Source organism: Streptomyces sp. NPDC060205 (genome assembly GCF_042728395.1).
Lineage (GTDB): Bacteria > Actinomycetota > Actinomycetes > Streptomycetales > Streptomycetaceae > Streptomyces.
This window is the reverse complement of record NZ_JBHWZP010000081.1, coordinates 1-16862: the sequence shown is the minus strand read 5'-3', so window position 1 is coordinate 16862 and position 16862 is coordinate 1. Positions and strand designations below refer to the sequence as shown.

Here is a 16862-nt window from a genome sequence, read left to right as displayed (position 1 = left end):
TTTCGGCCGCATCGGATCAGGTGGGTCTGACAGAACAAGTGATGAGTGCGTGCGGCTGTGGCTACGCCCCGGTCACTTCCAGGCGGAGACGCGAGTGGCGTACGACTTCACAACCGAGGAGACGAACCAGTACGCGCGCACGGTGGAGAAAATCAGCCCGGGCAGCATCAGCACGTCCACCAGGACGCCCTTCCAGCCGAGGTGGCGGGTGCGGAAGGCTGCGTACACGATCCAGAAGGCGACCAGGCACAGCCAGACGGGGTCCAGGACGAAGCCCGTGTTCGCGATCACGCCGGTCCAGACGGCCAGCCACCCCAATGTGTAGAGGAAGCCGACGAAGCCCAGCACCATGCTGGTGATGGAGAACCACGTGTGCCTGGTCCAGCCACGGCGCCGCAGGGTGTCGACCGTGCCGCGCCCCCAGCGCTCGCGCTGACCAATCAGCTCACGCAGGGTGGGCATCAGGTCCGTGTAGGCGATGCAGTGCTGGTTGGCCGTGACCTTCCAGCCCACTTCCTTCAGCGCGAGCGTCGTCTCGTAGTCCTCCACGAGGTTGGCGTGGTCCTCCCAGAACACCTTGCCGCGCCAGCGCAGGAGGCTCAGCAGCGCCTCGGTGCGGTAGAAGGAGCCGGCGCCCGACATACTGTGGATGCCGAACCGGTAGCGTCCGCGCGCATAGCGCCCGTACTCCATGATCTGCATCCCCAGCAGGTAGCGCTGCCAGAGGTTCTTCCACAGTCCGGTGCGGCCGTGGCAGGTTGCGCTGAGTCCGCCCAGCCTTCGGTCGGAAGCCATCACGTTGCGCGCCCGTTCCAGGAACTTCGGGTGCAGGCTGGTGTCCGCGTCCATGACCAGCAGATATTTCGCGGTGGCCGCGAGTCCGCCGGAAGCGCTGTGCAGCCAGTGGATGCCGTGGTTGAGGGCGCCGGCCTTCTTGTGTGGGTTGCGCGGCAGGTTGAAGACCACCGTGTGCGGCACACCTGGGCGGTCGGCGAACCGATGGGCGAACTCCTCCGTCCGGTCCGCGGAGTTGTTGACCACGACGACGATCAGGTCGGGGGGTGCGCTCTGCGCGGCGAGTGATTCCAGCGCCAACAGCACGCCGTCCTCCTCGTTGCGGGCGGGAAGGATCACGGCGGTCTCCATCAGCGGAGCCGCTCCCTGGGTGACCAGACGTCGCCGGTGAGCGCCTTGCGTACGTCGGCCTCTGCTGTGACCTGGGCCGCCCCCGTGACGGCTGCCCTCAGTGTGTTCCGCTAACGGACTTGACGGGTCTCTCTCCGCCGTGACCGGGCGGCCAGCAGCCGTGGCCCTGTGATCGGACATGATTTTGTTGCCCCCCGGCGGCCTGGCTGCCGCCTTTCTCCCCGACGGCCGTCAGGCCGCCCTCTCGGTCCGGTGACCGCCCGGTGCCGTTCCCCCCGGCCCGGGACAGACTTCGGCAACCACTGCGGTGAGTGGTGGCGCGAGGAGCCATTGTTGCGATGCCGGTCACGGTCCCGGAAGAGTGACGGAGAGGCGTGGGGAAGCTTGAAGGAGGGTGATGGAGCGAGGAGGGGATCAGGTGGCGAGGCCGGGGAGTGCGATCTCCTCTGCGCGCCCTCATGAGAGGAACGGCCCCCAGACGCGAACGTCCCTCGTGTGATGAACACCCGCGCCCGGAGCAGTGGTTCGCTCCCGCCGTGGTGCCGGTCGAAACGCGGGAACACCTTACGCATGAAGGCTTTGAGCAGTCTCGTGACCGACCGACCGACCGACCGGCCGACTGGCTGACCGGCCGACTGACTGGCCGGCAGGCAGGTCGTTCCGCCACTTGTTCGTGCTGTCCTCACACGGTCTGGCGGGCCGTCTCCTTACGGACAGTTGACCGCCTCCGCGATCCGCGCAGCCGCCTCCGCAGGCGTGCGGTGTGTCGTGTCGACGACCTCCGCCTCGGCGTGCAGCCATGTGCGGGCCGCCTCCGCGTAGGGCTCCAGGTGGTGGAGGCGGAACGGGGAGTCGGGGCCGATGACGGTGTCGCCCGCGATGCGTCCGCGCAGGGTGGCCTGGTCGGCGTGGAGGACGAAGTGCCGTACAGGAATGGCGTGTTGCGCGAGGCCTGTGCTGATCTCGCGCCAGTACTGCTCCACCAGCACGGTCATGGGCATCACCAGGACGCCGCCGGCGTAGTCCAGTACGCGTCGCGCGGTCTCGACCACGAGCGGCCGCCACGGCGGCCAGTGCTGGAAGTTGTCCGACCCGGGCCCCGGCAGCCCCGGCGTGATGTCCATGAGCGTCTCGCCGACCTTCTCCGCGTCGAACACCCGCGCATCCGGAATCAGTCGCTGCACGAGCGCGCCGGTCGTCGTCTTGCCCGCGCCATGGGTGCCGTTGATCCATACGATCATGGCCACAACGCTAGTGCCCGACGGCCCGCCCAGGCCCTGGACGCGGGGATACGGCGGTACGCAGCCACCCCGCGAGCACCGCGAAGTCGGCGGCGCGCAGGCCCTCGCCCGGATCGACCCGGTGCAGCAACGACGGCTCCCGGCGCTGCGCGTCCACCCAGAGGCGGTCCATGGCGCCGATCTCGTCGTCGACCCAGATGAACGGGCGGCGGCCGGCCCACTCGACGAGGTGCCGGGTCTTCCAGTGCAGACCGCGTGGCCCCTCGTCGGCGGACGTTTCCGGCCACCTCACCACGGGCAGTACCGGCAGCCCGATCCGTGGAGCGACCACCTCGTTCGCGTCGTCCAGCCAGGTCGAGGCCCACACCAGGTCGCATCCCAGCGTCAGCAGGCGCGGCCCGACGGTGGGGTCGAGCCGCTCCAGCAGCGGGTTTCCTGAGGGTGGAGAGGCCAAAGGACCAGCAGGCCCGGGGAACCGGCCGTCCGACGGGCCGAACGGGATCAGTGGGCCGTCGATGTCGAGGAAGAGGACGGGGCGTCCCTCCTCGCACTGGTCGTTCAAAGGTGTTCCTTTCTGATCATGTGTGCCGCTACAGTGACCCAGCTGTCGTGGAGAACGTGAGGTGTCCGTTCCACGTCGGGGAGGCGAACGGCAGCCCTTTTCAGCTCTTTTGTCCATGCCTTGCCGTCAGTGCGGCATCGCAGTTGTCAGCATTCTTGTGGGGGCACATGAAGATTCACAGACGCCGCGTGCTCGCGGCACTGGGCACCGTCGTGGCCGTGGCCGCCGGCATGGCGACCGTCACGCCCGGCGCGGTCGCGGCGGAGCCCGTCACCTGGCAGGCCGCCGACGGCAAGCTGACGTTCGTCAACGGCGCCCGTAACGTCATCCAGACGCAGGAACCCGGCAGCAGCACCTACACCGACTTCCTCGCCGACGCCCGCCAGCCTGCCTGGTCGCCCGACGGCAGCCGGGTCGCGTACGTGAAGAACAACCGGGTCGAGACCCGCCGTTACACCGGCTCCACCCTGGTCAAGATCCAGGAACAGGGCTCGATGACCAGCGTCGGCCACCCGACGTTCCTGGGCTCGGGGGAGACGGTCGTGTACTCCGGCGGCGGTCGCCTCCGGTACGCGTCCTCGGACGGTTCCCGCTACGCCCAGCCGCTGTTCTCCACCGCGGAGGACGGCTGCGACCGGCAGCCCAGCGCGTCGGTCAACGGCCTGGTCGCCTTCGTCCGCACCGGCGACACCTGCGGATCGCCGACCGGCTCGGCCATCTGGCTGTGGGAGAACGCCACCGGCGGCTTCACGAAGCTGGCCGACTCCGGCACCAACCCCGCGATCTCGCCCGACGGCACCCAGGTCGCGTTCGTACGCGAGGCGGACGGCCTGAGCCGGCTCTTCGTCGTCAACACCGACGGCACCGGCGAGCGCCAGCTCACCTTCACCGACGCCGCGTACGCCCCGGCCTGGTCGCCCACCGGCACCCGGATCGTCGTCACCAACGGCACCGACGAGGACGTGGCCATCCCGCGCATCGTCGACGTCGCCACCGGTGAGGTCACCAAGGTCGCGCTCCCGCCGGGTACGTCCTCGGCCCTCGACCCCGCCTGGCAGCCGCTGCGCAGCCAGAGCGTGGGCCGGGTCTGGGGCGCCGACTCGTACGCCACGAACGTCGCCGCGTCCCGCTGGACCTGGAACACGACCGGCCAGAGCGAGCCCGGTCTGATCGACGCGAAGACCGCCGTCCTCATCAGCAAGGACAGCCCGTCCTACGCCCTGACCGGGCAGACCCTCGCCGGTCAGAAGCTGGGCCCCCTGCTGATGACGTCGAAGACCTCGGTGTCGACCGGCGTCCAGAACGAGCTGAAGCGCGCGCTGAAGCCCGGCGCCACCGTCTACCTGGTGGGCAACACGGACATCCTGTCCAGTGCGGTCGCGACCAAGGTCAGCTCGCTCGGCTTCACCCCGAAGCGGCTGTCCGGCACCTCGCGCTACTCCACCTCCGTGGCGGTCGCCAAGGCCGTCACCAGCTCTCCGGAGTACGTGTTCATCGCCACCGGCACCGACTACCACTCGGCGATCGCGGCCTCCGCCGCGGCCGGGGCTCTCGGCGCGGGCGGCAAGGGCACGGTCGTCCTCAACGAGGGCAACACGCTCTCGTCGTCGGTGAAGTCGTACCTCAACTCGATCGACCCCGACCGGACCCTGGTCATCCCGGTCGGCACCTCGGCGAAGTACGCGCTCACGCACACGTCCTTCTCCAACTGGCCCGACACCTACTCGTACTACCCGGTCAGCGGCAGCGGCCACGACGGTACGTCCGCCGAGCTGGCGCGGTTCTGGTGGAGCTCGCCGTTCCAGGTCGGCCTGGCCTGGACGGACAGCTGGCGCGGTGGTGTCTCCGCGAGCACCGGCATGCTCCACTACGGCCCGGTCCTGTGGACCGACGAGACGACCCTGTCGGAGACGAGCGCCACCTACCTGCGTCAGCAGGCGGCCGGCGTCAACTCCGTCATCGCCTTCGGCGGGACCGGCTCGGTCTCCGCGGCCGAGCTGACCGCAGCCGGCTCCGCGATCAGCGCGGGCAGCTCGCTGGTGCAGTACCGCCCGTACTACGACGGTGTCACCCCGGCGCAGGCGACCGCGCGCTCGGCAGCCCCCGGCGCGGTGAGCGACACCGCGCAGCGGGCGACCGGTACCGCGGCCCCGCAGCCGGACCTGGACGCGGTGCGCACCACCAACCGGTAGTCGCCGCCCGGCGCACGGACCGATGAACGAACGGAAGGGCCCCGCACCTGAAGCGGGGCCCTTCCGCGTTCACCGGGAACGCCGCAGGCGCCTCAGCCGCACTGACAGGGATTGCCGGACTGGCACCCGCATCCGCAGCCCGAGCCGCAGCCGCAGGCGCCGAAGAGTGGCAGGCTCTTGATCTCGACGGGCTGCTGCGTCTCGCGTTCCTGGGTCGGGTCGGGTGTGGTGGGGGAATCGGCCATGGGTCCCTCCTCGAAGGCTTGTGCCTGCTCCCATTGCATTCCCCCGGGGCCGGGCGCATCAACGGCGCACTGAGGCTTTCGCGCCCCTGCCCGCACCCGATGCGCCCCCTCGCGGCGGGAACCCGAGCACCGGACCCCTGACCACGCCCGGAGGTGCCGCCACCGGAACCCGGCCCCCGGCACCGCCACTGCCCGCGTACGGATCAGGCGCCCTCGACCTGCGGAGCCGTCTGCAGCTCGTCGGCGTGCTCACCCGTCACCAGGTACACCACACGGTTCGCGACCGACACCGCGTGGTCCGCGAAGCGCTCGTAGTAGCGGCCCAGCAGCGTCACGTCCACCGCGGTCTCGATGCCGTGCTTCCAGCGGTCGTCCAGGAGGTGCTGGAAGAGCGTGCGGTGCAGGAGGTCCATCGCGTCGTCGTCCTGCTCCAGCTGCAGGGCGAGGTCGACGTCCTTGGTGATGATGACCTCGGCCGCCTTCGCCATCAGCCGCTGCGCGAGCTGGCCCATCTCCAGGATCGTGGCGTGCAGGTCCTGCGGGATGGCCCGCTCCGGGAAGCGCAGCCGTGCCAGCTTCGCCACGTGCTGGGCGAGGTCGCCGGAGCGTTCCAGATCGGCCGACATCCGGAGCGAGGTGACGACGATCCGCAGGTCCGTGGCCACGGGCTGCTGCCGGGCCAGCAGGGTTATCGCCCGTGCCTCAAGGTCGTGCTGGAGATCGTCGACCTTCTGGTCGGCCGCGATCACGCTCTCCGCGAGCTTCAGATCGGAGTCGAGGATCGCCGTAGTGGCGCGACCGATGGCCGACCCGACGAGGCGGGCCATCTCGACCAGGCCCTCGCCGATCGAGTCAAGTTCCTCGTGGTACGCGTCCCGCATCTGGATGTCCCTTTCCAACGTCTGCTTCGGAGGTTCACTGGGGCTCGTGAACCCCACGGTCCCACGCTCCGGCCTGAACGCGTCGGTTTACGTCCCCTCACATGAACCACCACCGGCACCCAGGTGAATTCTGGGCGACGTCACCTCTTCCCGCAGGTGGGAAGGGTGCGCGGTCCGGTCGTACGAAGTGAACCAGTGGGGTCCCCAGAGTGAACTCTGGGCGACGAGTGTTCGAGTCCACCCTCGGACCGCTGTGACCGGGGCGTACAGCGTGCCTAACCTGGAGCCATGGACGTGAACGCGGCTGTCGCCGCAGCGGCAGCGATCGCCGGTGTGCTCACCGGTGTCATCGCCGTGCTGGCGTTCCGCTGGAGTGAGCGGGAACAGAAACGCCCCACCCGCACCTCTTTGCACACCGACCCGGTCCTGCCACCGGGCGTCGACACGGTTCTGTCCGTGCTCCGCTCCTCCGCCGTGGTGCTCGACGAGTCCGACGCCGTGGTCAAGGCCAGCTCGGCCGCGTACGCCCTCGGTCTCGTGCGCGGCGGGAAACTGGCCGTCGAGCCGATGATCCTGATGGCCCGCGACACCCGCAGGGACGGCGAGATACGGCAGGTCGAGCTGGACCTGCCCCGCCGCGGCACCGGCCGGGGCGAGGCACTCGCCGTGTCCGCCCGGGTGGCGCCGCTGGGCTCCCGGCTCGTCCTGCTCCTGGTCGAGGACCTCACCGAGGCCCGCCGGATCGAAGCCGTACGACGCGACTTCGTGGCCAATGTCAGCCACGAGCTCAAGACCCCGGTCGGCGCGCTCTCCCTCCTGTCCGAGGCCGTCATGGGCGCCTCGGAGGAACCGGAGGCCGTGGAGCGCTTCGCCGGACGCATGCAGATAGAGGCGACCCGCCTCACCAACCTCGTCCAGGAACTCATCGACCTCTCCCGCGTCCAGAACGACGACCCGCTGGAGGACGCGGAGCCGGTCCGCGTCGACGAACTGGTCGCCGAGGCGATCGACCGCTGCCGCCACCAGGCCGGCACCAAGCAGATCACCATGGCCGCCGGCGGCACCGCCGACCTGCGCCTGTGGGGCAATCGCGGCCAGCTGGCCGCGGCCCTCGGCAACCTCGTGGAGAACGCCGTCAACTACTCGCCCGCCCGCACCCGGGTCGGCATAGCCGCGCGCAGGGTGACCGCGCCCGGCGGAGACCTCATCGAGATCGCCGTGACCGACCAGGGCATCGGCATCTCCGAGAAGGACAAGGAGCGCGTCTTCGAGCGCTTCTACCGCGTCGACCCGGCCCGTTCCCGCGCAACCGGCGGTACGGGACTCGGGCTCGCGATCGTCAAGCACGTGGCCGCCTCGCACAGCGGGGAGGTCACGGTGTGGAGCTCCGAGGGTCAGGGCTCCACCTTCACGCTGCGGCTGCCGGAGGCGGGCGCCGCCCGCGACCGCGCGAGCGGCGACCAGATGCCCGGCCTCGACGAAGACGACGAGACCGGTCAGACCGACGGGACGACCACCGTCTCATCCCCGTACGAACCCTTTTCTGCCCCGGAGGTCCACCCGTGACCCGAGTGCTCGTCGTCGAGGACGAGGAGTCCTTCAGCGACGCTCTGTCCTACATGCTTCGCAAAGAGGGCTTCGAGGTCGCCATCGCGGCCACCGGGCCCGACGGGCTCGACGAGTTCGAGCGCAACGGCGCCGACCTCGTCCTCCTCGACCTGATGCTGCCCGGCCTGCCGGGCACCGAGGTGTGCCGCCAGCTGCGCAGCCGTTCGAACGTTCCGGTGATCATGGTCACTGCCAAGGACAGTGAGATCGACAAGGTCGTGGGGCTCGAAATAGGAGCCGACGACTATGTGACCAAGCCCTTCTCGTCGCGTGAGCTGGTCGCCCGCATCCGGGCCGTCCTGCGCCGCCGCGGCGAGCCGGAGGAGGTCAGCGTGGCCGCCCTGGAGGCGGGCCCGGTGCGGATGGACGTCGACCGCCACGTGGTCACCGTCTCCGGCTCCAAGGTCGACCTCCCGCTCAAGGAGTTCGACCTCCTGGAGATGCTGCTGCGCAACGCGGGCCGCGTCCTGACGCGCATGCAGCTCATCGACCGGGTGTGGGGCGCCGACTACGTGGGCGACACCAAGACGCTGGACGTCCACGTGAAGCGCCTGCGGGCGAAGATCGAGCCGGACCCCGGCGCGCCGCGCTACCTGGTGACGGTCCGCGGCCTCGGCTACAAGTTCGAGCCGTAGACCGCACCGGACCATCACGTCCGCGCACGGCAGTAGGTACTGCGAAGGGCGGGACCCCCGGAAGAGGGGTCCCGCCCTTCGTCATGCGTACGTCATCCGTACGGAGGAGGCCTGCTGCCTGTACGGGACCTGGCCGTACAGGACCCGCCCGTACGGGAGAACGGTGGCTGTGGGCCGCTCAGTGGCCCGCTGCCGACTCCGAGGCGTCCGCGCTGGCCGAGGCCGCGTCGGTGGCCTGCGTGCCCGCCTCACCCGTCTCCTCGGTCTCACCGGCCGCGGATCCGGACGGCGTCGGCGACCCGGTGGCCGTACCGGACTCCGACGCGGAGGCGGAGGGCTCGGTGCTCGGCGCCGCCGGGGCCGCGCTCGGGCCCCATTCGGCGTAGTAGCCGTGGCCGGGCACGACGAACGCCTCCAGCTTCACGTCGCCCGTCTTGCTGAAGGTGAAGGTGACCGGCTGCGCGTCGCCGTCCGCGAACGCCTCGCGGCTGCTCTCCAGTACGGCGGAGGCGTTGCCCTTGCCGCCGAGGACCAGCGAGCCGTGGGCCGGGACGGTCAGCTTGCCCGAGCCCTTGGCGGGCTTGAGCTCCGCGGGCTGCCCGATGCCCTCGACCTTGATCGACTCCAGGGTCTGGGGCTTGTCGTCGCTGTTGAACAGGGTCGCGGAGACCGCGGCGGGTCCCGTCGACTCCAGCTCGGCCTGGGTGATGACGACGGCGTTCTGGATCTTGATCTGGCCGACGGTGACGGCCGCGTTGTCCGGCTTGATCTCCAGCGTCTGGGCCTTGTTGCCGGCACCGCACGCGGCGAGCGAGGCGATCGAGAACGCGATGGCGGCGGCGGCGAGGCTGCCGCGTCGAAGGCTGCTGCTCACGGCGGCGGCAACTCCTAGAACGTGGGCGGAACAGGGCGACTCCTCTGTAAAGCCGCCCTAAGGGTCAGTCAGCGGCCTCAGGTTACCGAGCCGTTCCCGCGCCGCCGCACCCGACCCGCCCCTACGGGTGCCCGACCGTGACCGTACGCCGCTTCTCCGTTCCCCCGGCTCTCACGTCACCCGGTGTACTTGCATGCTGCATGGACCCGTCCGCCGTGCTCTCGTCCGTCTTTCGTCCGTTTTTCACATAAGAACCCTCGGTAAGCCACCGACAAGCCCCCGGCGCGGTCTTGCGGATTTCCCGTAAGGAATGCGTGGCGGCCCGGGAAATTGATCTTCGGTTGATCTCCCGTCGATCTCGGGTCGATCTCCGCGTCCATCTCCGGCCGATCGGATGCCGATCTTCGCCACGCGTGATCAATTCCGGATTCGTCTCGTACGTGACTCCGACAGCCGAACGGAGTAGCGGAAGATGGGCCCCCGGAACCCGACAAATCCGGACGATCAGGCACGTGGGCGGGGATCGGAGGTGTTGTAACGTGCGCGTTTCTCCCCGCCAGGAGAGCCGCTCCGACCTGCGAATACCGTCGTCCGCGACCCCTCCGCAGCACGTTCACGTTGGGATTGTCAAGCCCCGAGATATGCCCTGACCTGCGAAAACGCCATTCAGAACACGCGGTTTCCGTGTTACCCTGGATAGCCACGGAAGGGGTACCTGTCACATGACGTTCAAGGTTGGCGACACCGTGGTCTATCCCCATCACGGGGCCGCGCTGATCGAGGCTATCGAAACTCGCCAGATCAAAGGCGTGGACAAGACCTACTTGGTGCTGAAGGTCGCCCAGGGCGACCTGACAGTGCGTGTGCCAGCGGACAATGCGGAGTTCGTCGGCGTACGTGATGTGGTCGGTCAGGACGGGCTGGACCGGGTCTTCGAGGTACTGCGCGCGCCGTACGCCGAGGAGCCCACTAACTGGTCGCGTCGTTACAAGGCAAATCTTGAGAAGCTCGCCTCCGGCGATGTCATCAAGGTGGCGGAGGTAGTCCGTGACCTGTGGCGTCGTGAGCGCGAGCGTGGACTCTCCGCCGGCGAGAAGCGCATGCTCGCCAAGGCCCGCCAGATCCTGGTGAGCGAGCTCGCCCTCGCGGAGAACACGAACGAGGACAAGGCCGAGGCCCTGCTCGACGAGGTCCTCGCGTCCTGATGCCCGTCACGCTCTGATCGCTTTTCGACCAGAGGCGAAACGAGCGGTTCGGCGCAATGAAATGCCGCGGTGCCCGATGACGTATTCACTGTCGCCGGGCGCTGCGGCATGTTCGTACCCGGGCCTGATTCCACCCGGGGCATGTCCATACCGGGAAAGCGTGCACACACACCGTGCACACCGTGCACTCGGACGGCCCTCGACAATTCAGGGATCCGATACTCGGAGTGCCGGGCCCGGACAGCTGGCTCGACCATCTTCACGGAAGGGTCCGGTCAAAGCGTCGCGCCCGGCACTCCCCCAGCCCGTCGGCCGGGGTACGCCCAGGCCATACCCACGTCGGCCGAGCATACAAACCTGACAGGAACCGATGTCTGACGATTCGCGCCCCACGCCTCCCGGGGCCCGTACCGCGGCCGTGATTCCGGCCGCAGGCCGAGGCGTGCGCCTCGGCCCTGGCGCTCCCAAAGCGCTTCGCGCGCTGAACGGCACCCCCATGCTGATCCACGCGGTCCGGGCCATGGCCGCGTCGCGTGCCGTCTCCCTCGTCGTCGTCGTGGCGCCGCCCGACGGGGCCGCGGAGGTCAAGACGCTCCTCGACTCCCACGCACTGCCCGAGCGGACCGAGTTCCACGTCGTACCCGGAGGCGACAGCCGCCAGGACTCCGTACGCCTCGGACTCGAAGCGCTGCCGCCCGGCATCGACATCGTCCTCGTCCACGACGCGGCCCGTCCCCTCGTACCCGTCGACACCGTCGACGGCGTCATCGAGGCGGTACGCGACGGGGCGCCGGCCGTCGTCCCCGCGCTGCCGCTCACGGACACCGTCAAGCAGGTCGAGCCCGCCGGGACGGCCGGGGAACCCGAACCCGTCGTCGCCACCCCGGACCGGGCACGGCTGCGCGCGGTCCAGACCCCGCAGGGCTTCGACCGCGACACCCTCGTACGGGCCCACGAGACGGTCACGGACGACGTCACCGACGACGCGAGCATGGTCGAGCAGCTCGGACTGCGGGTCGTGGTCGTGCCAGGCCACGAGGAGGCGTTCAAGGTGACGCGCCCGCTGGACCTGGTCCTCGCGGAGGCGGTCCTGACGCGGCGGAGGCTGAACGATGGCTTCTGAGACGTCCCTCGTGGAACCCCCGCTGCCGCAGGTCGGGATCGGCACCGACATCCACGCCTTCGAGGAAGGCCGCGAACTGTGGTGCGCCGGCCTGCTCTGGGAGGGCGAGGGGCCCGGTCTCGCCGGCCACTCCGACGCGGACGTCGTCGCGCACGCCGCGTGCAACGCGCTGTTCTCCGCGGCGGGGCTGGGCGATCTGGGACAGCACTTCGGTACGGGGCGGCCCGAATGGTCCGGGGCGTCCGGGGTGACGCTCCTGACGGAGGCGGCCCGGATCGTGCGGGCGGCGGGGTTCCGGATCGGCAATGTGGCCGTGCAGGTGGTCGGGCCCCGGCCGAAGATCGGGAAGCGGCGGTCCGAGGCGCAGGCGGTTCTCTCCGAGGCGGTGGGGGCGCCGGTGTCCGTGTCCGGCGCCACGACCGACGGGCTCGGGTTCGCCGGGCGCGACGAGGGGTTGATGGCGGTGGCGACGGCGTTGGTGGCGCGGGTGGGTTGACGGGCTTTTCCTCGCCCCCGCCGCCCCTACCCTCCCCGTCACTGCATGGGGGCTGCGCCCCCTCGCCCCCTGATCGCGCTGCGCGCTCGTCCTCAAACGCCGGACGGGCTGGAGATGTGCGGACGGTCCGCGAATCTTTCAGCCTCTCCGGCGTTTGAGGAGCGGGGGTTCGGGGGCAGCGCCCCCGAGGAAAACGCCTATGACGTCATCGGCACGGTACAGATGTCACGAATACGTGTCCCATGCGCGATAAGGGTCGCGGGGCACTGGTCACCGCCCACTACCCTGGTGGGGTGACTATTCGCCTGTACGACACCAGCGCCCGGCAGATTCGCGATTTCACCCCGATCACGCCGGGTTGTGTCTCGATCTACCTGTGTGGCGCCACGGTGCAGGCGGCCCCGCACATCGGCCACATCCGCTCGGGCCTGAACTTCGACATCATGCGCCGCTGGTTCGAGTACCGCGGCTACGACGTGACGTTCGTCCGCAACGTGACGGACATCGACGACAAGATCATCCGGAAGTCCGCGGAGCAGGACAGGCCCTGGTGGGCCATCGGCTACGAGAACGAGCGCGCCTTCAACGACGGCTACACCGCACTCGGCTGCCTCCCGCCGACGTACGAGCCGCGCGCCACCGGCCATGTCACCGAGATGGTCGAGATGATGCGCGGGCTCATCGAGCGCGGTCACGCGTACGAGGCCGACGGGAACGTCTATTTCGACGTACGGTCCCTGCCCGGCTACCTCTCCCTGTCCAACCAGGACCTCGACGAGCTGCGCCAGCCCGCCGAGGACGGCGAGACCGGCAAGCGGGACCCGCGGGACTTCGCCATGTGGAAGGCCGTCAAGCCCGGCGAGCCGTCCTGGGAGACGCCCTGGGGACGGGGCAGGCCCGGCTGGCACCTGGAGTGCAGCGCGATGGCCCACAAGTACCTGGGCGCAGCCTTCGACATCCACGGCGGCGGCATCGACCTGATCTTCCCGCACCACGAGAACGAGATCGCCCAGGCCGTCGGCTTCGGCGACGAGTTCGCGCACTACTGGGTGCACAACTCATGGGTGACCATGAGCGGCGAGAAGATGTCGAAGTCTCTCGGCAACAGCGTGCTGGTGAGCGAGATGGTCAAGGCGTGGCGCCCCATCGTGCTGCGCTACTACCTCGGCACCCCGCACTACCGCTCCACCATCGAGTACAGCGAAGAGGCACTGCGCGAGGCCGAGTCGGCGTTCGCCCGGATCGAGGGCTTCGTACAGCGCGTGGTGGAGAAGGCCGGGGGAGCGGTCGAGCCCGCGGCCGAGGTGCCGCCGGCGTTCGCCGAGGCGATGGACGACGACCTGGGGGTCCCGCAGGCCCTCGCCGTCGTGCACACCACGGTCCGCCAGGGGAACTCCGCGCTGGCCGCCGACGACAAGGAGGCGGCCGTCGCCCGGCTCGCCGAGGTCAGGGCCATGCTCGCGGTCCTCGGCCTCGACCCGCTCGACCCGCACTGGGCGGGCGAGAGCGACCGCGGCGAGGACCTCCACGGAGTCGTCGACACGCTCGTACGGCTGGTGCTGCAGCAGCGCGAGTCCGCCCGCGTCCGCAAGGACTGGGCCACCGCCGACGCCATCCGCGACCAGCTCAACCAGTCCGGGCTGGTCATCGAGGACGGCCCCCAGGGGCCGCGCTGGACCCTCGGCCCGCGCTGACCATTTCTTGATCGATTGTGCCGTCCGGGTCTCCGGGCGGCACACTTGCATGGACGCACACCCGTACGTCCGTCCGTACGTCCTCACTCCGTCCGTACGTCTCCCGTACGTCTTCACACAGACAGGTAGGTCATGGCCGCTAACAACCGCCGCATGTCCGGCAAGAAGGGCGCGCAGGTCGGCAGTGGCGGCCAGCGGCGCAAGGGTCTCGAAGGCAAGGGCCCCACCCCGCCCGCCGAGGCGCGCAAGGGCCACAAGAAGAACCGCATCGCAGGCGCCAGGGCCAAGCAGCTCGTGCGCAAGCCCTCGCCGCGCGGCGGCCGGGGCGGCAAGGGCACGTCCGAGATGGTCGTCGGCCGCAACTCCGTCGTCGAGGCGCTGCGTGAGGGCGTCCCCGCGACGATGCTGTACGTCCAGCAGTTCATCGACAACGACGAGCGGGTGCGCGAGGCGCTGCAGCTCGCCGCCGACCGTGGCGGCATCCACCTCATGGAGGCCCCGCGCCCCGAGCTGGACCGCATGACCAACGGGCTCAACCACCAGGGCCTCGTCCTCCAGGTCCCGCCGTACGAGTACGCGCACCCGGAGGACCTCGCCGCCGCCGCGTACGACGAGGGCACGGACCCGCTGATCGTCGCCCTCGACGGGGTGACGGACCCGCGCAACCTCGGTGCCGTCGTCCGGTCCGTCTCCGCGTTCGGTGGCCACGGCGTGGTCGTGCCCGAGCGGCGTGCGGCGGGTATGACCGCCGGTGCGTGGAAGACGTCCGCCGGTGCGGCCGCTCGTACGCCCGTGGCCCGCGCGTCCAATCTGACGCGGGCGCTGGAGGCGTACAAGAAGGCCGGGCTCGTCGTGGTCGGCCTCGCCGCCGACGGGGAGGCCGAGGTCGGTGACCTGGAGGCCCTCGGCGGGCCCGTCGTCATCGTCGTCGGCAGCGAGGGGAAGGGGCTGTCCCGACTGGTCGGGGAGACCTGTGACTTCCGGGTCCGGATTCCCATGCCGGGCGGGACCGAGTCGCTGAACGCTGGTGTGGCTGCGGGAGTTGTGCTGTACGAGGCCTCGCGCAAGCGGGGTTAGCCGGAGGCTTGGCTGCCTCCGGGCAGTCGGTCGTCCGCAGGTGCGTGGGGGCTGGTCGCGCAGTTCCCCGCGCCCCTTACGGGGCACAGGTCCGCGGCCTTACGGGGCCCGGGTTGATCTTGACGGGGTCCGGACAGATCGGCCGGGTCAAAGCAGTGTCCTAAACACACGTCACTCGGTTAGATGAGTGTGGACACCAGAACACCCCGCACACCCACGGGGGACCGCTCGTTGGGATTCGACGACGCTCCCGCGCTGAGCATGGTGAAGGTGCCGAGCGATCCGGCGCAGGTCATCGTCAATCATGCGAGCTTCCGCGTGCAGCTGAACACCGCGCCGCGGGCCCAGGGCCCGCGCGGCGCGCGGAACTTGAGCTCGGGCGGCGACACCGCGCGCACCCCCGTCGTCGGAACCGCCGCAGGCACCCGCCGCCGCGCGCCCGTCGTCTGGAGCGGGAAGTCCGCCCCCGACGACACGGGCGCCACCCGGCTGCTGCAGGCCGTGCGGAGCACGAGCCTTCGGCACGGAGCCGAGGAAGCGGCGGGCGGCGAAGGCGGCGCGACCCAGGTCATCCCGCGCGTCGACGGCGCCGCGCCCTCCGGGTTCGACGTCGACGCCACCGTCGAGACCCCGACCGTCCGCGGCCCCGAGACCCGCCTCCTGCCGCAGCAACTGCGCAGCGCGGGCAGCGCCTACGAGGAGCTCGACGAACCCCCGTACGCGGAGGGCGACTTCGAGGACGACTCCTACGAGGACGACGACTACCGGGACGAGGACGACGGGGCGCTCAAGCGGCACGGAGCCGCCCCCGTCCGGCACGGCTACTACCCCGGCCGCCGGATGAACCTCGGCGTCGTCCTGCTCCCGATGCGCGTCTTCCTCGGCTTCATCTCCATCTACGCAGGCATGGGCAAGCTCTGCGACCCCGTCTACTTCGACGGCGGCAAGCGCGGCTCCATGGTCAAGTGGCTCAACTCGCTGCACCCCTGGGAACTCGCCGAGCCGCTGCGCGAGTTCGCGCTGCAGCACCCCGTCGGCGCCGGACTCCTCATCGCCTTCTTCCAGGTGATCGTCGGCGTCCTCACCGTCCTCGGTCTGTGGCAGCGGGTCGCGGCCGTCGTCGGGGCGCTGCTGTCGGCGGCGCTGCTGCTCACCGTGAGCTGGAAGTCCGTTCCCGTCTACGACGCACCCGACATCATCTTCCTGGCCGCCTGGTCGCCGCTGATCATCGCGGGCGCCCCCGTCTACTCCATCGACGGCCGCCTCGCGGGCGAGGCCTGGCGCACCCTCGGGCCGCGTACCGAGATCTGGGAACTGCGCCGCCGCGTCCTGCGGCGCGGGGCGCTCGTCGCGGCCATCGTCGTCGGACTCACGCTGCTCATCGGGTCGATGCTCGGCGGCGCCGTCCGCGACTCGGACCGCGTGGTCGTCCCCGGCCCGGGCGAGGCCCCGCGCAACGAATTGCCGGGCTCCGCGCTCCCGCAGGAGCCCGGCGCGCGCCGCGACAAGCAGAGCCCCTCGGCGTCGGCCGACTCGCCCACCCGGGGCGCGACCTCGGCGAGCCCGTCGGGCGCCGCGACCTCGCCCGGCGCGACGGCCCGCGAGACGGCCGGCGCCACCGCGGGCCAGCCCAGCCAGACGCAGGGCTCGAACCAGGCCCCGCCGCAGCAGTCGGCGCCCCCGCAGGCGCCCGCCACCACGGCTGGACCGTCCTCCTCGGGCGGCGGCACGGGCGGCGCCACGGGCACGGGCGGTGGCACCGGCTCCGGAGGCGGCACGGGTGGCGGTACGGGTGGCTCCGGAGACTCCGGCGGTAAGTCGGGGCTCGTGGGCGGTCTGCTCGGCTGAGGCCCGTAGGACGCCGATGGGGCCCCGCACCTGAC

15 protein-coding genes are annotated in these 16862 nt (G+C 70.3%); 9 read left to right on the top strand and 6 right to left on the bottom strand.

What is annotated here, in order from left to right; genetic code table 11:
* Positions 1-72: 72 nt before the first annotated feature.
* The 3 genes from ACFWGJ_RS16825 to ACFWGJ_RS16815 form a co-directional block, all read right to left on the bottom strand.
* Positions 73-1146 carry a glycosyltransferase gene (locus tag ACFWGJ_RS16825; protein ID WP_381832805.1) on the bottom strand — a complete coding sequence of 358 codons (1074 nt, stop codon included), beginning with the start codon at positions 1144-1146 and terminating at the stop codon, positions 73-75.
* Between the two features lie 707 nt (positions 1147-1853).
* On the bottom strand, positions 1854-2387 hold the full coding sequence (locus ACFWGJ_RS16820; protein WP_387324761.1) for an ATP-binding protein: 534 nt from the start codon (positions 2385-2387) through the stop codon (positions 1854-1856).
* A gap of 10 nt (positions 2388-2397) precedes the next feature.
* Positions 2398-2949, bottom strand: a complete 552-nt coding sequence (locus tag ACFWGJ_RS16815) for an HAD domain-containing protein (RefSeq protein WP_387324758.1) — start codon at positions 2947-2949, stop codon at positions 2398-2400.
* Positions 2950-3116: 167 nt separating this feature from the next.
* Here ACFWGJ_RS16815 and ACFWGJ_RS16810 point away from each other — a divergent pair, with 167 nt between their 5' ends.
* Positions 3117-5141 (top strand): cell wall-binding repeat-containing protein, encoded by a 2025-nt coding sequence (locus tag ACFWGJ_RS16810; protein WP_387324756.1) that lies wholly within the window; start codon positions 3117-3119, stop codon positions 5139-5141.
* Positions 5142-5233: 92 nt separating this feature from the next.
* Here ACFWGJ_RS16810 and ACFWGJ_RS16805 read toward each other — a convergent pair whose 3' ends face one another.
* Together ACFWGJ_RS16805 and phoU are read right to left on the bottom strand one after the other, a co-directional pair.
* Entirely contained in the window at positions 5234-5386 is a 153-nt protein-coding gene (locus tag ACFWGJ_RS16805) for a hypothetical protein (RefSeq protein ID WP_188113919.1), read from the bottom strand.
* Positions 5387-5589: 203 nt separating this feature from the next.
* Positions 5590-6267, bottom strand: coding sequence for a phosphate signaling complex protein PhoU (gene phoU / locus ACFWGJ_RS16800; protein WP_055507068.1), 678 nt, complete (start codon positions 6265-6267; stop codon positions 5590-5592).
* 288 nt (positions 6268-6555) lie between these two features.
* Here phoU and ACFWGJ_RS16795 point away from each other — a divergent pair, with 288 nt between their 5' ends.
* Together ACFWGJ_RS16795 and ACFWGJ_RS16790 are read left to right on the top strand one after the other, a co-directional pair.
* Positions 6556-7833 carry a sensor histidine kinase gene (locus ACFWGJ_RS16795; RefSeq protein ID WP_387324752.1) on the top strand — a complete coding sequence of 426 codons (1278 nt, stop codon included), beginning with the start codon at positions 6556-6558 and terminating at the stop codon, positions 7831-7833.
* Positions 7830-8510, top strand: a complete 681-nt coding sequence (locus ACFWGJ_RS16790) for a response regulator transcription factor (protein ID WP_107015301.1) — start codon at positions 7830-7832, stop codon at positions 8508-8510. The genes ACFWGJ_RS16795 and ACFWGJ_RS16790 overlap by 4 nt, the downstream gene beginning before the upstream one ends.
* Positions 8511-8688: 178 nt before the next feature.
* Here ACFWGJ_RS16790 and ACFWGJ_RS16785 read toward each other — a convergent pair whose 3' ends face one another.
* Complete coding sequence (locus ACFWGJ_RS16785) at positions 8689-9384, bottom strand: DUF461 domain-containing protein (protein WP_387324749.1); 696 nt, start codon at positions 9382-9384, stop codon at positions 8689-8691.
* A 722-nt stretch (positions 9385-10106) separates the two neighbouring features.
* On the opposite strand from ACFWGJ_RS16785, the gene ACFWGJ_RS16780 reads away from it, so the two are divergent.
* The 6 genes from ACFWGJ_RS16780 (at position 10107) to ACFWGJ_RS16755 (ending at position 16827) form a co-directional block, all read left to right on the top strand.
* Entirely contained in the window at positions 10107-10589 is a 483-nt protein-coding gene (locus ACFWGJ_RS16780) for a CarD family transcriptional regulator (RefSeq protein ID WP_003953493.1), read from the top strand.
* A 370-nt stretch (positions 10590-10959) separates the two neighbouring features.
* Positions 10960-11712, top strand: a complete 753-nt coding sequence (gene ispD, locus ACFWGJ_RS16775) for a 2-C-methyl-D-erythritol 4-phosphate cytidylyltransferase (protein ID WP_387324747.1) — start codon at positions 10960-10962, stop codon at positions 11710-11712.
* Entirely contained in the window at positions 11702-12208 is a 507-nt protein-coding gene (ispF, locus tag ACFWGJ_RS16770; RefSeq protein ID WP_387324745.1) for a 2-C-methyl-D-erythritol 2,4-cyclodiphosphate synthase, read from the top strand. Before ispD ends, ispF begins: the two co-directional genes overlap by 11 nt.
* A gap of 293 nt (positions 12209-12501) precedes the next feature.
* On the top strand, positions 12502-13902 hold the full coding sequence (gene cysS, locus ACFWGJ_RS16765; protein WP_387324742.1) for a cysteine--tRNA ligase: 1401 nt from the start codon (positions 12502-12504) through the stop codon (positions 13900-13902).
* A 132-nt stretch (positions 13903-14034) separates the two neighbouring features.
* Positions 14035-14979 carry a 23S rRNA (guanosine(2251)-2'-O)-methyltransferase RlmB gene (gene rlmB / locus ACFWGJ_RS16760; protein ID WP_387324740.1) on the top strand — a complete coding sequence of 315 codons (945 nt, stop codon included), beginning with the start codon at positions 14035-14037 and terminating at the stop codon, positions 14977-14979.
* 183 nt (positions 14980-15162) lie between these two features.
* Positions 15163-16827, top strand: coding sequence for a DoxX family membrane protein (locus tag ACFWGJ_RS16755; protein WP_387324738.1), 1665 nt, complete (start codon positions 15163-15165; stop codon positions 16825-16827).
* Positions 16828-16862: the final 35 nt, after the last annotated feature.

Excerpts from the sequence above, each read along its gene's own strand:
- ACFWGJ_RS16825 (WP_381832805.1), bottom strand. The coding sequence starts at position 1,146 with ATGGAGACCGCCGTGATCCTTCCCGCCCGCAACGAGGAGGACGGCGTG.
- ACFWGJ_RS16820 (WP_387324761.1), bottom strand. The coding sequence starts at position 2,387 with ATGATCGTATGGATCAACGGCACCCATGGCGCGGGCAAGACGACGACC.
- ACFWGJ_RS16810 (WP_387324756.1), top strand. The coding sequence starts at position 3,117 with ATGAAGATTCACAGACGCCGCGTGCTCGCGGCACTGGGCACCGTCGTG.
- ACFWGJ_RS16805 (WP_188113919.1), bottom strand. The coding sequence starts at position 5,386 with ATGGCCGATTCCCCCACCACACCCGACCCGACCCAGGAACGCGAGACG.
- phoU (WP_055507068.1), bottom strand. The coding sequence starts at position 6,267 with ATGCGGGACGCGTACCACGAGGAACTTGACTCGATCGGCGAGGGCCTG.
- ACFWGJ_RS16795 (WP_387324752.1), top strand. The coding sequence starts at position 6,556 with ATGGACGTGAACGCGGCTGTCGCCGCAGCGGCAGCGATCGCCGGTGTG.
- ACFWGJ_RS16780 (WP_003953493.1), top strand. The coding sequence starts at position 10,107 with ATGACGTTCAAGGTTGGCGACACCGTGGTCTATCCCCATCACGGGGCC.
- ispD (WP_387324747.1), top strand. The coding sequence starts at position 10,960 with ATGTCTGACGATTCGCGCCCCACGCCTCCCGGGGCCCGTACCGCGGCC.
- ispF (WP_387324745.1), top strand. The coding sequence starts at position 11,702 with ATGGCTTCTGAGACGTCCCTCGTGGAACCCCCGCTGCCGCAGGTCGGG.
- rlmB (WP_387324740.1), top strand. The coding sequence starts at position 14,035 with ATGGCCGCTAACAACCGCCGCATGTCCGGCAAGAAGGGCGCGCAGGTC.
- ACFWGJ_RS16755 (WP_387324738.1), top strand. The coding sequence starts at position 15,163 with ATGAGTGTGGACACCAGAACACCCCGCACACCCACGGGGGACCGCTCG.